12 protein-coding genes and 1 pseudogene are annotated in these 13,476 nt (G+C 59.8%); 2 read left to right on the forward strand and 11 right to left on the reverse strand.

The features are described from left to right. A pseudogene (locus K2184_RS26535) lies at positions 1–271 on the reverse strand (transketolase); the annotation flags it as partial. Positions 272–551: 280 nt separating this feature from the next. Between K2184_RS26535 and K2184_RS26540 the strand changes: the two are divergent. Continuing rightward, positions 552–1,310: a M48 family metallopeptidase gene (locus tag K2184_RS26540; protein WP_017145438.1), complete on the forward strand. Its 759-nt coding sequence runs from the start codon at positions 552–554 to the stop codon at positions 1,308–1,310. A gap of 378 nt (positions 1,311–1,688) precedes the next feature. After that, positions 1,689–2,957: an OprD family outer membrane porin gene (locus tag K2184_RS26545; RefSeq protein ID WP_134883772.1), complete on the forward strand. Its 1,269-nt coding sequence runs from the start codon at positions 1,689–1,691 to the stop codon at positions 2,955–2,957. A gap of 226 nt (positions 2,958–3,183) precedes the next feature. On the opposite strand, the gene K2184_RS26550 is transcribed toward K2184_RS26545, so the two are convergent. From K2184_RS26550 to K2184_RS26595, 10 genes are all read right to left on the reverse strand, one after another. Continuing rightward, positions 3,184–4,824 (reverse strand): thiamine pyrophosphate-binding protein, encoded by a 1,641-nt coding sequence (locus K2184_RS26550; protein WP_105889173.1) that lies wholly within the window; start codon positions 4,822–4,824, stop codon positions 3,184–3,186. Positions 4,825–4,838: 14 nt separating this feature from the next. Next, positions 4,839–6,308, reverse strand: coding sequence for an aldehyde dehydrogenase (locus K2184_RS26555; protein WP_064370408.1), 1,470 nt, complete (start codon positions 6,306–6,308; stop codon positions 4,839–4,841). 15 nt (positions 6,309–6,323) lie between these two features. Continuing rightward, positions 6,324–7,088 carry an aspartate dehydrogenase gene (locus tag K2184_RS26560; RefSeq protein WP_004115341.1) on the reverse strand — a complete coding sequence of 255 codons (765 nt, stop codon included), beginning with the start codon at positions 7,086–7,088 and terminating at the stop codon, positions 6,324–6,326. Positions 7,089–7,097: 9 nt separating this feature from the next. After that, complete coding sequence (locus K2184_RS26565) at positions 7,098–7,892, reverse strand: SDR family oxidoreductase (protein WP_004115344.1); 795 nt, start codon at positions 7,890–7,892, stop codon at positions 7,098–7,100. Further along, positions 7,876–8,646 (reverse strand): alpha/beta fold hydrolase, encoded by a 771-nt coding sequence (locus tag K2184_RS26570; protein ID WP_016807907.1) that lies wholly within the window; start codon positions 8,644–8,646, stop codon positions 7,876–7,878. Before K2184_RS26570 ends, K2184_RS26565 begins: the two co-directional genes overlap by 17 nt. A gap of 9 nt (positions 8,647–8,655) precedes the next feature. Next, positions 8,656–9,186 (reverse strand): cupin domain-containing protein, encoded by a 531-nt coding sequence (locus tag K2184_RS26575; RefSeq protein ID WP_024274710.1) that lies wholly within the window; start codon positions 9,184–9,186, stop codon positions 8,656–8,658. 10 nt (positions 9,187–9,196) lie between these two features. Next, positions 9,197–10,453, reverse strand: a complete 1,257-nt coding sequence (locus K2184_RS26580) for an MFS transporter (protein WP_064372531.1) — start codon at positions 10,451–10,453, stop codon at positions 9,197–9,199. A 26-nt stretch (positions 10,454–10,479) separates the two neighbouring features. After that, positions 10,480–11,667: an NAD(P)/FAD-dependent oxidoreductase gene (locus tag K2184_RS26585; RefSeq protein WP_064370406.1), complete on the reverse strand. Its 1,188-nt coding sequence runs from the start codon at positions 11,665–11,667 to the stop codon at positions 10,480–10,482. Further along, complete coding sequence (locus tag K2184_RS26590) at positions 11,664–12,590, reverse strand: VOC family protein (RefSeq protein WP_127719185.1); 927 nt, start codon at positions 12,588–12,590, stop codon at positions 11,664–11,666. Before K2184_RS26590 ends, K2184_RS26585 begins: the two co-directional genes overlap by 4 nt. 88 nt (positions 12,591–12,678) lie before the next feature. Next, the gene (locus K2184_RS26595) at positions 12,679–13,467 is read right to left on the reverse strand and encodes an IclR family transcriptional regulator (RefSeq protein ID WP_004105673.1); all 789 of its coding nucleotides are present in this window, start codon (positions 13,465–13,467) and stop codon (positions 12,679–12,681) included. Between the last annotated feature and the right edge of the window lie 9 nt (positions 13,468–13,476).

A 13,476-nucleotide genomic window follows, 5' to 3' on the forward strand; every position in this document is an offset into this window, starting at 1 on the left:
GGAAGTTCTTCAGCTCTTCGATTGGCAGATCGTAGCCGGTGAGGTGCAGCAGGCTGTAGATCAGCATCGAGCCGTGACCGTTGGACAGCACGAAGCGGTCGCGATCGGCCCAGGACGGGTTCTGCGGATTATGGTTCAGGAAATCACGCCACAGGACTTCGGCAATGTCAGCCATACCCATCGGGGCACCCGGGTGGCCGGATTTGGCTTTCTGTACTGCGTCCATGCTCAGCGCACGAATAGCGTTAGCAAGCTCTTTACGTGAGGACATTTTGACTCCAGATCGGATAATGAAGGCCATGCCCGCAGCGACTTGACGACAGCGCGTTTTGGGCTACGCCGGAAAAAAGTGTGAACAATGTAACCTAAGCGGCAAAGCATGTACATGGAGCATCCTTTTACCGTTTAAGAAATCTCTGGAACACGTTGTGCTACGGCGTAATCCTCTCGCCCGCATTCTCATATAGTATTTATAATTTGCACAGGATACGGCAGGTCAGCCATCGCCGTTTTTTCGGATAAAGAACCATAAGATTGTGGATGATAAAAAAATGAAAATTCGCTCAGCTCTTCTTGCCCTTGGGATCGCAGCAACGCTTACCGGATGTCAGAACATGGACTCCAATGGTCTGCTTAGCTCCGGCGCAGAAGCTTTCCAGGCTTATTCACTCAGCGATGAGCAGGTCAAAGCCCTAAGCGACAAAGCCTGTCAGGAGATGGATGCGAAAGCGACTATCGCGCCTGCCAGCAGTGAATACAGCAAACGTCTGAGTAAAATCGCCGCCGCGCTGGGGGACAACATCAACGGCCAGCCGGTGAACTATAAGGTGTACCAGACCAAGGACGTTAACGCCTTCGCCATGGCTAACGGCTGTATCCGCGTTTACAGCGGACTGATGGATTTGATGAATGATAATGAAGTCGAAGCGGTTATCGGCCACGAAATGGGTCACGTCGCGCTGGGCCATGTGAAGAAAGGCATGCAGGTGGCATTAGGCACCAACGCGGTACGCGCGGCGGCGGCCTCCGCTGGCGGTATCGTCGGCAGCCTGTCGCAGTCGCAGCTGGGCGATCTTGGCGAGAAGCTGGTGAACTCACAGTTCTCCCAGCGTCAGGAGTCCGAGGCGGATGACTACTCGTACGATCTGCTGCGCAAACGCGGAATTAATCCTGCGGGCCTCGCGACCAGCTTCGAAAAACTGGCGAAGCTGGAAGCCGGACGCCAAAGCTCAATGTTTGATGACCACCCGGCATCGGAAGAACGCGCTCAGCATATCCGCGATCGCATGAAGGCCGACGGGATTAAATAATCGACAGCGGGAGGCATTATCGCCTCCCTTTTTTATCGGTTAGCGAAAAATAGTTAGCCGCATTAATTGATAATTTAAGCGCACAAACCGTTAATTATTTTTAGCGTTCATTACAGCCAATTATTTTATATCCATTCACTCAATAAAATATTATTTCGTAAATTTAAAACGCGACACCCGATCCCTCTTTGAGTTGCGCTTTGCAGCAAATAATTAAATAGTCCACCCCTGTCGTCCTGCGGGCCGGCAACATGGGTATACCGTTTGTTTCCTGTCGATACACCTGCTCACACAATGATTGCTTTCAACATTATTTCAGGAGAATATCCGGGCTGCAGTGATTCCCTTGAATATATCGACAGCAGAGAAGTCCCATCAGTGAAAAAAGAATTATCGTTAATCGCACTTGGCTTTATTGCCACCGCGCCAACCTTTGCCAGCCAACAATCAACGAGTCAGGGCTTTATCGAAGACAGTCATCTGGATCTGTTTTTACGCAACGCTTATATCAAACGTGATTATCGCGATGGGCTGGCGGATAAAGCCGAATGGGGACAGGGGATTATCGCCACCTTCGAGTCCGGCTTTACTCAGGGACCGGTCGGCTTCGGCGTGGACGGTATTGCCCAGTATGGCGTAAGGCTTGACGGTGGCCGGGGGCGCAGCGGCGCGGGGGGCATCGACTTTTTCGCCCAGGACAACGACGGCCGGGCAAAATCCGATCTCGCTAAATTCGGCGCCACCGCCAAAATGCGCTTCTCTGATACCGTGCTCAGCTACGGCAACCAACGCCCCATGCTGCCGATCGTCTACGCCGACGATTCGCGACTGCTGTACGAAAGCTACACCGGTACTCTGCTAACTTCGAAAGAAATTGACGGTCTGGAAATCAACGCGGGCTATCTAACCGATCAACAGCGTAAGAGCGACGACAGTCATGACAGCGGTTTGAAAAGCCTGACTTTCGGCGGCGCCAGCTATCAGTTCAGCGACCAGTTCAGCGGCGCGCTTTATGCCTCTCACGTCGAAGACGTGCTGAACAAGCAATATCTCGGCCTTAACTATAAGCAGCCATTCGCTACTGGCCAGCAGCTGATACTCGATTTTAACGGCTATAATTCACGTCTGGAGCAAGAATACGCCGATGCCCAGAACACCGGACGCAGTAACAGCATCTGGAGTCTGGCCGCCAGCTATATCCGGGATATCCATACCTTTAAAGTTGCATACCAGCAAAGCAGCGGTAGTACGGGCTATCACTACGGCGGCTATCGCAACCAGGGCGGCGTCGGCGACGGCGGCAATACCATCTGGCTGGCTAACTCCTACTGGTCTGATTTTAATGGCGAAGATGAACGTTCCTGGCAGGCCTCTTACGGACTGGATTTTGCCGGGCTGGGTTTACCAGGACTGACCTGGACTACCGCCTACGTGCGCGGCGATAACATTAAAACTGCGGAAACCAGCAATGGTAAAGAACACGAATGGTTCAACCAGCTGCAATATCAGGTTCAGAACGGCGTGGCGAAAGATTTGAAGTTCAGATTGCGCTACTCGGTGCTGCGGGTTTCCAGCAATGCCAGCGACTATAACGTCAGCGGCAATGAAGTGCGTTTTTACGTCGAATATCCGTTTAACGTATTTTAACCCTGTCATGAACCCGACCCTGCCGCCTGGCCCTCTCCCGGCGCGCAGGAGCCGCCGCCCGACGCCTTGATTAACCCCCTGTGCGGTGCGGTACCCTCTCCATGGAAGGGAGAGGGTTTTGGGTCATGGAGTCGCAGACTTTTCCCAAAAGACCGGGGAAGTATGTCGCCCGGCTACACGCTGTGTAAACCGGGTTGTTCTCCGGCAATGGCGCTATCGATGATGATTAATACAGCGTCTTTTGCGGCGGCCCGGCAAAACGCAGCGCGCCGATCTGTCCCATCTTCACTTCCACCACCGAGGGCCCCGGCATCGCCAGCGCTTCAGTCATCACCGCCTGGAAATCATCCGCCCGATCGACGCTCCACGCCTGCAGACCGATGGCCTGCGCCAACAGCGTAAAGTCCGGCGTATGCAGCTCGTTATAATACTGGCGGCCGCCAAAGTACTTATCCTGAATACCGCGCATCACGCCGTAGCCGCCGTCATTCATAATCAGCAGCGTCACGTTAGCCTTCTCCTGTGCCAACGTCGCCAGCTCGCCGAGGTTCAGGCTCAGTCCGCCGTCGCCGACCAGCCCCACCACTTTACGCTGCGGATTAGCAATTGCGGTGCCGATCGCCATCGGCAGCCCCATACCGATAGCACCGGCCAGAGAATGAATATTCATCAGCGGACCGTGGGCGCGAAACAGGCGGCTCCCCCACAGGCTGCCAGACACGGTAATATCGCGAACCAGGATACCGTTCTCCGGCAGCGCCTGCGCGATAGCGTCATTTAATCTGGCGTAATCACCGCACTGTTCGCGCAGCCCCTGCTCCGCCATCGCCACCGCTTCTTTTATTTGGCTATCCCAGCGCGCGTCGCCCCATATTCGCCCCTGCGCTCGTTCCGCCAGCGCGTCTAAAAACGCGCGGCAGTCCGCCACCAGCGTATTGTCCATCAGATAGTTACGGCTGGCCGCCGCCGGGTCGATATCAATCTGCACCCGCGGCGCGGGCAGTTCCAGCGTCCATGAGCGCGTTTCGTTACTGCGCAGACGTGAACCAGCGACAAGTGTGAAATCACATTGTGAAATCAACGCTTCAACCGATGGGGAATTGTGAAATGCGCGCAGGCTGGCGCGGTGGCTATCCGGCAGAATACCGCGGCCATGGGTGCTGGAAATCACCGTCATCCCGGCATCGGCCAGCGTCTTCACCGCCTCGCAGCTCTCTAAAGCTCCGCCGCCGAGCCACAGCAGCGGCCGCTTCGCCTGCTTAAGCTGCGCCCACAGCGCATCAACCATTGCCTCTTCAGCTTCCGCCACCGGTGGCGTTTTCAGCGGCGTGGTCAGCAGCGAAAGCGGAATTTTCACGCTTTGAATATCGATCGGAATTTCAACCGAGACCGGACCGCACGGCGGCGTCTGCGCATCCTGAATCGCTTTATGCAGGAGCGCTACCGCCTGATTGGCGTTACTGATACGGTATGCGCGCTTTGAGCTGGCTTTCAGGAAGGTCAGCTGATCGCGGGTTTCGTGAATAAACCCGGTGTCGGCATCCAGCCAGGCCTTTTCGACCTGACCGGTCAGGTGCAGCAGCGGCGTGCCGGCGTTCATTGCCTCAACCAACGCGCCGACGGCGTTGCCCGCCCCGGCGCCGGTGCTGGTCAGCGCCACGCCGAGCCCGGAAAAACGCCCGTGGGCGTCGGCCATGGTCACCGATCCCGCCTCCCCGCGCGCCGGGACGAAGCGGATTTTTTCCCGCTGGCCGACGGCATCGGCGATCGGCAGATTGTGAATAGAAATGACGCCATATATGGCTTCAACGTGATACTGCTCCAGCGTTCTGGCGATGGCGTCGCCGACGGTTATCATTTCACTCATTGCTCACCCTTCTCTCAATCGCACCAGTGGTTGACGCTATTACCCGTCGCCAGATAAATACTCTTCTGCTGCATCCAGGCCTTCAGGCCCTGGATACCTTTTTCGCGGCCCAGACCGCTCTCTTTAAATCCCCCAAACGGGGTGGAAATAGAGAAAACCTTGTAGGTGTTGATCCACACCGTACCGGCCTCCAGCTGTTCGCTCAGGCGCAGGGCGCGGCCGGTATCGCGCGTCCAGATCCCCGCGGCCAGCCCGAACACCGAATCATTGGCCTCGCGGATCAGCGCCGCTTCGTCGCGAAAGCGCATCGCCACCAGTACCGGCCCAAAGATCTCTTCCTGACAGACGCGAGCCCGGTTGTTGAGTCCCTCGACGATCGTCGGCAGGAAGTAGCTGCCCGCCGCCAGCGCCGGATCCGCCGGGATCTCGCCGCCGCACAGCACGCTACCGCCTTCGCGCTTCGCCAGCTCGACATACTCCAGCACGCTCTGACGATGCTTATCGTTAATCAGCGGTCCGACGTGGGTATCCGCGCTAAATGGGTGGCCCACCCGCAGCCCTCGGGTTAATTCCAGCAGGCGGGCCATTAATTGCGGATAGACTTTTTCATCAATGAACAGACGCGATCCGGCGATGCAGGCCTGGCCGCCGGAGCTGAATATGCCGTAGCAGATACCCCGCGCCGCCTGTTCGATGTCGGCATCTTCCAGCACAATAGTTGGCGATTTGCCGCCCAGCTCCAGCGACGCCGGGATCAGCTTTTCCGCCGCCACGTGCGCCAGATGCCGCCCGGTAGCGGTACCACCGGTAAAGGAAATTTTGCGCACCTTAGGATGGCGAGCCAGCGCATCGCCAATGACCGAGCCTTTTCCGGGCAGAACGCTCAGCAGCCCGGGAGGTAATCCGGCCTGTGCAAAAATCTTCGCCAGCTCCAGCGCCATCAGCGGCGTCGCTTCCGCCGGTTTGAGGATCACCGCGTTACCGGCGGCGATGGCCGGCGCAACTTTTTGCATTTCGCTGGCGATGGGCGAGTTCCACGGCGTAATCGCCGCCACTACGCCCAGCGGTTCATAGCGGCTCAAGGTCAGCAGATCCGCCTGACGCGGCGTCGGCAGCTCGCCTTCCAGCAGTTCGCAGGCGGCGGCAAAATAGCGCGCGGTGCCCGCCGCGCTCATGACCAGGCCCCGCGCTTCCGCCAGCGGTTTACCGTTGTCGCGGCTCTGTTTACGGGTTAACTCGTCAATTTGCGCTTCAATCAGATCGGCGACCTTATGCAGGATCTTTGCCCGCTGATGCGGCAGCATGGTCCGCCACGTCGGTTCCCGCCATGCGCGATCGGCGCAGTCGATCGCCTCCTGCAGGTCGTCCAGGCTGGCCGCATATAATGAAGCGTTAAGCGATCCATCCGCCGGAAAGCGGCTGTGCATCAGGTTGCCGCCGCCGCGCCGCCACTGACCGCCGATAAAAATGTCTAACTCGTCCATCTCAGCCTCTCTGCGTTATGTCAGTTCGCAGCAGGCGCGTACCGCGCTCAGTGCCGCCAGGGTCGACGTTTTGGGATTGCTGGCGAGCGGCAGACCGCTCAGCTCCAGGTGAAACTCGCCGAACAGTCCTTCGGCGTGCAGCGTATGGGTGTTGCGTTGGGTCGTCGGATCCACCATCAGCTGCACCCGGGTGGCATCGAGACCAATACCGCCCAGCGCCACGGTCGCCGCCACGTTGGCATTCGCCGGAAACAGCCGCGCCGCTTCGCGGGCGCTGCCTTCAAAGAAAATGCGCGTTTCATGTACCGCGCTGAGATCGATAAGCTGCTCAGCGTAGCTGCCGCGCCAGCTGGCCGGACTTTTACGCGACTGATAGGTCACGCGCTCAAGGCCGCCCTCTTTCGCCGCCGCCAGGCCATCAATACCGGCTATCGCGCCCGCCAGCAGCGTGAGCTTTCCGCCCGCCTGGCGAAGGCGCTGTTCCAGTTCGCTATCCGCCAGCGCGCCGGTGGAGATCACCGCCAGATGCCAGCCGCGGGCCAGCACCGCCTCGGCGTACTGCGCTACCGCCTGCTGGCTGGCGCATTCAAGCACCAGATCCGGCGTCCGATCGCACTGCTGCGGATCGCTCAGCGGCGTAACCGCCCCGGCAAACTGCTGGCGGATCGCCGCATGATGCGGCTCGCGAGCCACGATCCAGCCCAGCGACACCTGCGGCGGTAACCGCTCAATGACCGCCTGCGCCATCGCGCCATAGCCGATTAACATCACCTTTTTCATCATCTTTCCTTACAGGTGACGGCAAAAGCCGCCGGACACATCCAGCGCCGCGCCGGTGGTAAACGAAGCCAGCGGCGAAGCGAGAAACAGCAGCGCCTGCGCCGGTTCCTGTGGTTTGCCAAGCCGCGCCATCGGGATCCCGCGCTTACGGGCTATGTCGGCGGTCCACTCTGGCCAGCTCTGGCTCTTATCGCTGCGGTCTGCAAAACGGCGCTGCCACTGCCCGGATTCGACCATGCCCAGCAGAATGGAATTGACGCGAATCCCTTTGCCAATCAGATCCTTCGACAGGGTCAGCGTCATATTAAGCAGCGCGGCGCGGGCGGCTGAGGTGGCGATCATGTGCTCTTCCGGCTGCAGCGCCAGCAGCGAGTTCACGCAGGTAATTGAAGCGATGTCCGACCGTTCAAGCTGCGGCTGGAACGCCCTGACCGGATTAATCACCCCGAACAGCTTCAGTTCGGCTTCGTGCAGCCAGGCCTCGCGCGGCGTATCGGCGAAATGGGCGACATAGCCCTGGCCAGCATTGTTTATCAGCATGTCAGCGCCGCCAAAGTGGGCCCCGACCGCATCTGCAAAGGCCTGAACCTCTTGTTCGTTCAGAACGTCGCAGCGCCAGGAAAACACGTCTCCTGCGGGATATTCGTTTAACAGCGCCGCGTGAGCGCTGGCCAGCCGGTCCGGGTTGCGGCCACAAAAGGCGACTTTCGCCCCTTCGCCCAATAGCAGGCGCAGCGTTTCGAAGCCAATCCCTGACGAGCCGCCGGTGACCACCGCGACGCGTCCTTCAATTTGTGCATTCATCGCGCACCTCTTCCCCTATGCGTAAAAGCTGTTGGTTAAAAAACGTAGCGTTATCGAGATAGCTGGCGTGCCCGGCCTGCGGGATGGCGAGATACGGCATGCCGTAGCGTAGCGCCACTCCCTGCACCAGCTCGGGCTGGGTGATGGCATCCTGCTCGCCGCACCACACGGCGAAGCGGCCGCGATACCCGGCAAGCCAGCGGTGGATGTCCTCGTGCGCCAGCATCCAGGCGGCGGCGAGATAGCCTTCACTGCGCAGCCTGCGCATGCCTGCCGCGACCGTCGCCACATCGGCTTCGCGCGCGCCGGCGCGCAGCAGCTTCGCCGCCCGCCCCTCGGCCATCGCCTCGCCGCCCAGAGCCATTTGCTGCTGACGCCCCTGCCAGACTTTTTCCCGCTGCGCGGCCTCCGCCTGGCCGTAGCCCTGGGCGACGTCGGCCAGCACCAGATACCGCACGCGCTGGGGATATCTGGCGGCGAAAGCGGCGGCGACCAGCGCGCCCAGCGAATGGCCGAGCAGAACGGTTTTCTGCACCCCGGCGCGGTCAAGCATCCGCGCCAGCGCATCGGCGTAGGCGCCGGCATCCGCCCTCGCCGTCGCAAGCATCGGGCTTTCGCCATAACCGGGCATATCCCAGGCCAGCACGCGGTAGCCGGGAAGCGCCATCTGTTTATGCCAGGAGGCCGCGCCGGAACTGATGCCGTGCAGCAGCGTCAGCGGCGTACCGCTTCCTTGTTCACGAAAACCCGTCATCATCCCCCCTTAGCTACGCTTCACTTTCGACAGCGGATGATCTTCCGGGTAGGTCGGAATATGCGGCTTTGGCGTACCGAGCATCACGCACATCAGCGCTTCTTCCTCGCCGTGGTTGAATAGCCCGCGATAAATCCCGGCAGGAACAGAAATCAGATCGCGTTCGCGCAGAACGGTCTCGGTGTAGTTGTCGCCATCCTGAATCATCAGGGTGATCTGCCCTTTGAGCATGAAGAACACCTCTTCCACATCATCATGCAGGTGCAGCGGGCCTTCGCACTTGGACGGCAGTACCATGGTGGAGAAGGTAAAGTGTTCCGCCTGGACGGTATTGCTATCGCTGGCGACGCCGGTCGCGCCGGTGCCAATGTAGCGCATCTGCGCGCGACGATATTTCGGGTCAAAATCTGCCTGGAACTTCAGCGCATTCCAGTCGTATTTACGGCCTTCAAAGCGCGCGATACGCGACTCGACCCACTCCTCCATCGTCAGATGTTCAGGTTTGAGACTCGGTTTTGCAGTTACGGTTGAATCAGTCATCGTTTTATCCTCAGTAACGTCTTAGCAGCGGCAGTAACAGGACGCAGCCCACCGCCGCCATCACCGCCAGAAAAATCAGCCCGGAATCCATGCTGTGGGTGAAGGCGATCAGCGCGCCCATCACCGCCGGCGATAGCGCCCCGGCAAAGTTTCCCAGACCGTTGAAAATCCCGCCCGCCGTGGCGCTGACTCGCGGATGGGTTGCCTTGGCCAGCAGCGCAAAAATATTCGGTGCGCCGGTCCCCCACATAAAGGTGCTAAAGCTCATCGCCGCAATCACCGGCAGCGGGGTAGTGAAATGCATCACCGCCGCCAGGCCAATGCCTGCGCCCGCCAGGGAAATAAAGCAGGCGGCGGCGCGCTTATCGACGCGGTCAGACAGCCAGGCGCCGATGATTTCGCCGAGCAGCATGGCGATAAACGGCATCGACGACAGCCAGCCGGCGTGTTCGAGATGAATGCCTTTACCCTTAATCAGGTAGCCGGGCAGCCAGCCGTTGATGCCCCACAGATAGGCGAGAAAGGCGATGTTGAAGATGCAGATCATCCAGAAGTGCGGGCTGACAAACAGCTCGCGGCGCGCGCTGCGGCGTGCCTCCTGCGACGTTTGCCCGCCGCTGGCTTTTGCCCCCAGCGTGATGCCGCGCAGCCCGATGCGCACAAAAATCAGTACCGGTACCGTCAGCATCGCCATCACAAAGAAGGTGCTCTGCCAGCCGAAGGTGTTAAGCAGCCAAATCGACAGCGGGAAGCCAATCGCCGCGCCGACCGGCGTCCCGAGCAGCCAGAGCATGGTGGCGCGCGCCTGCAAATGCTGGGGAAAGGTATGGCGGACGATAGCGAACGCCAGCGGGAACAGCGGCCCTTCGGCGATACCCAGCAAAATTCGCAGCGTCACCATCAGCGTATAGTTATGGGTAAAGCCCATCACCAGCATCAAAACGCACCACACCGCCATCATTCCGGTAAGCAGGCGCAGCGGCGCAATACGGTCGCCCAGGCCGCTTAGCAGCACCGAAGAGAATCCATAGCTCAGCAGGAAAGCGCTCATCAGTATGCCCAGACGGGTGGTGTCGAAATCGATCCCCATCGCCTGCTGGAAGTGGCTATCGGAAAACAGCGCGGCGATGCTGATTTTGTCGAAGAACGCCAGCAGTACGCAGGCCAGCAGCGACAGCGGAATGGCCCAGCGAACCGCTTTTTCAGGCGTGCGGACGCCCTCGCCGCTCGCCTCAGCAGGCGCGGCGTTAGTCTCTAATGTGGTCATTTCTCCCCCTTAAGGGTGCGGGTTAGCTATCGCAATGACATCAGTGAAAAAGCCGGGTCGGCGAGCGGTACAGCGGATAAATCTCGCCCCGCCGCCATCCAGCGCTTCGCCAGCTTGACGGTGCGCGCATCATTAAACGCCACCAGCTGCGTCAGCCGCCCGTTTTCGTCCAGCGAGAAGTACAGCGAATCTTCACGCGCTATCGTTCTGCTGCCCGGCTGCGGAATACCGAGGATCTGGATATTGTGCTGATATTGATCCGACCACAGCCACGGCGCGTCGTCGTAGCCTGGCGCATCGGGGTTGAGAATCGCTTTTGCCGTCGCCACCGCCTGATTCTGGGCGAAGGCCCAGGACTGGATGCACAGGCCGTAGTGATGATGCTGCGCCACATCCCCGGCAGCAAAGATGAACGGATCCGACGTTCGCCCCTGGCTATCCACAACGATCCCGCGCTCGGTTTTCAGCCCCGCGTCGCGCGCCAGTTCGAGATTAAGATCGACCCCGATCCCCACCACCACCGCATCGAAGGTTTCCCGCCGGCCGTCGCAGTGCAGCGTTGGCAGAGCGTTATCCTCTTCCAGCTCCAGCGCGCCGCAGCCGCAGCGAATATCGACACCCTGCTCGCGGTGCATCTGCGCCAGCGCCTGCGAAACTTCCGCGCTCACCGAACGCATGCACAATGCTGGCTGCTGCTCATAGAGGGTTACGGCCACGCCGCATTTGCGCGCCGAAGCGGCAATCTCAAGGCCAATCCAGCCGCCGCCGACTATCGCCAGTTTTTGACTTGCCGCCAGACGACTTTTCAGACGCTGCGCATCCTGCCAGTGACGCAGGGTATAAACCTGGGGATGCGCCGCCCACGACTCGTCCGGTAGACGCGCTCGCCCCCCGGTGGCGATTAAAAGGACGTTGTAACTCAGGCGTTCGCCGTTGCTTAAAATCACCGTTTTAGCTAGTCGGTCAATCCGCTCTGCACGCAGCGGACGGTACCAGGTCAGGTTCAGCGCCTGCTGCGCCTCGTGCGAAAACAAGCGCGGTAGCTGCGCATCGGTATCCAGCAACGCGGCTTTGGACAGCGGCGGCCGTTCATAGAAATCCCATTCCTCTTCCGCCACTACGCAAATCTCGCCCCCGAAGCCCTGGTCGCGCAGCGTTTTCGCCGCCCAGCCGCCCGCCTGGCCACCGCCGACTATCACGATCCGCGCCGTCATACCGCCTCCGTTTTTTTCTGCTGGCGGCGGGTATCGTGGTCGATTCCGCCCTCCACCGCCCACTCGGTAAAGGAGACCAACGAGTGCTCCAGTTCGCGCGGCTGCCAGTTTTCCGTCAGATAATCATCGTTGGTGTAGTACTCGAAGGCGCCGCCGGTGGGGCTGTTGACGTACCAGAAGTAGGCCGAGGAGACCGGGTGGCGACCGGGGCCGATGAAAGTGCTCCAGGCATTTTTGTTCATCGCGATGCCGCCGCCGATCACCTCGTGAATATCGCGGACGGTGAAAGCAACATGATTCAGCCCGCGCTTACGGTTCGGCAGTTGCAGCAGGAAGAGGTTGTGATGGCCACCGCGCGCGCCGCAGCGCAGGAAGACCGCGCGGTTAATGTAGCGGTCTGACACCTGGAAGCCGAGCACCTCGCGATAGAAGCTTTCGACCGCCGCCAGCTCTTCAACGAAGAACACCACGTGGCCGACGTTGATCGGCTGCGCGCGGTCGTAAACCGGACTCGGCGTGTCGATACGACGAATATCGCCCCACTGATTAATTGGCTCGACGTTCAGCTCCACTGCCTTTTGCTGGCTGACCTGCACTCGCAGCGTCATACCGTTCGGGTCGAGGCACTCCAGCGCGCCGTCGACCCTGCGGAAGCCAGGCTGACGTTCCAGCTTTGGACGCAGCGCTTCCAGCGCCGCCTGGTCCGCTACGCCCCAGGTCATGCGGCGCAGCGTATTGCCGGTTTCAAAAGCCGGCGGCAGGTCGGCGGCCTCCAACGGGTTAAGCTCAATGCGCGCGCCGCTGAGGGTGGTGAACACGCGGCCGCTGGCGTCGCCAGCCAGGCCAAAATCGTGCATAAATTTGGCGCTATGGTTCAGGTCATCTACGCCAAATTCCAGCTTTTCAATTCCGGTAATACTCATTTTTCGTCGCCTCTTTACCGTTCAGTCGCCCGAATTTGGGCGTAAAACATGCCCGACGCACTCAAGCGCCTGCCGTTAAGTTTTTGATTTAACTTGCCTGGGACAAATATCCCAGGAAACCGGAAATTTTGTCCGCCGCCAGGCTGACGTCGTTCTGCAGCCGCTCGCGATCGCTTTGCGGGATCTCATCGGAGGGCACCAGGATACTGACGACTCCCGCCACCCGGCCGCTGCGGTCATACACCGGGTAGACAATCGACGAAATGCCGTGGCGAAAGAAAGACTCGCCAATCACATAGCCGCGGGCTTTATCCTGCTGCACCATCTGCCACAGCGCTTCGCGATCGTGCAGCTGGCCCGGGGTGTTGCCCGGCAGCCGCTCGTTGGGGAACAGCTGTTCAAACTCGCTGCGTGAAACATCGGTCAGCAGCATGCGGCCCAGCGAGGTGCAGTGCACCGGCAGCCGGGTGCCGACGCTGACCTGGTTTATCCGCGAACCGGCCGCGCTGACGCGAGCGATGTAGATGATGTCCCGGCCATCGCGGATTGCCAGATGGCTGCTGCACTGGCTGACATCACGCAACTGCTCGATAACCGGCTGACCTACCTGGGCGATATCCAGCGAGGCAATATATTCAAAGCCCAGCCGCAGCACGTTCATCCCCAGCGAAAAGGTATTGGTGCGCGCGTTGCGTTCGAGAAAGCCCATATACTCCAGCGTTTGCACCACGCGATAGGCGGTCGCTTTCGGCATATCCACCAGCCGGTGCAGCTCGGCGAAGGTCAGATCGCGATGCTGTTCGCCAAAAGCCAGCAGCAGCTGCAGGCCGCGCTCAAGCCCCGGCACCAGATACTTCACTTCCTGCTCGTTCGCCATACCGCCTCA

Source organism: Klebsiella sp. K5-306, assembly GCF_051835185.1.
In the GTDB taxonomy this organism is placed as follows: Bacteria; Pseudomonadota; Gammaproteobacteria; order Enterobacterales; family Enterobacteriaceae; genus Klebsiella; species Klebsiella oxytoca.

Bases quoted from the DNA above. Each gene is read 5' to 3' on its own strand.
- K2184_RS26540 (WP_017145438.1), top strand. From the start codon at position 552: ATGAAAATTCGCTCAGCTCTTCTTGCCCTTGGGATCGCAGCAACGCTT.
- K2184_RS26550 (WP_105889173.1), bottom strand. From the start codon at position 4,824: ATGAGTGAAATGATAACCGTCGGCGACGCCATCGCCAGAACGCTGGAG.
- K2184_RS26555 (WP_064370408.1), bottom strand. From the start codon at position 6,308: ATGGACGAGTTAGACATTTTTATCGGCGGTCAGTGGCGGCGCGGCGGC.
- K2184_RS26560 (WP_004115341.1), bottom strand. From the start codon at position 7,088: ATGAAAAAGGTGATGTTAATCGGCTATGGCGCGATGGCGCAGGCGGTC.
- K2184_RS26565 (WP_004115344.1), bottom strand. From the start codon at position 7,892: ATGAATGCACAAATTGAAGGACGCGTCGCGGTGGTCACCGGCGGCTCG.
- K2184_RS26570 (WP_016807907.1), bottom strand. From the start codon at position 8,646: ATGACGGGTTTTCGTGAACAAGGAAGCGGTACGCCGCTGACGCTGCTG.
- K2184_RS26575 (WP_024274710.1), bottom strand. From the start codon at position 9,186: ATGACTGATTCAACCGTAACTGCAAAACCGAGTCTCAAACCTGAACAT.
- K2184_RS26580 (WP_064372531.1), bottom strand. From the start codon at position 10,453: ATGACCACATTAGAGACTAACGCCGCGCCTGCTGAGGCGAGCGGCGAG.
- K2184_RS26585 (WP_064370406.1), bottom strand. From the start codon at position 11,667: ATGACGGCGCGGATCGTGATAGTCGGCGGTGGCCAGGCGGGCGGCTGG.
- K2184_RS26590 (WP_127719185.1), bottom strand. From the start codon at position 12,590: ATGAGTATTACCGGAATTGAAAAGCTGGAATTTGGCGTAGATGACCTG.
- K2184_RS26595 (WP_004105673.1), bottom strand. From the start codon at position 13,467: ATGGCGAACGAGCAGGAAGTGAAGTATCTGGTGCCGGGGCTTGAGCGC.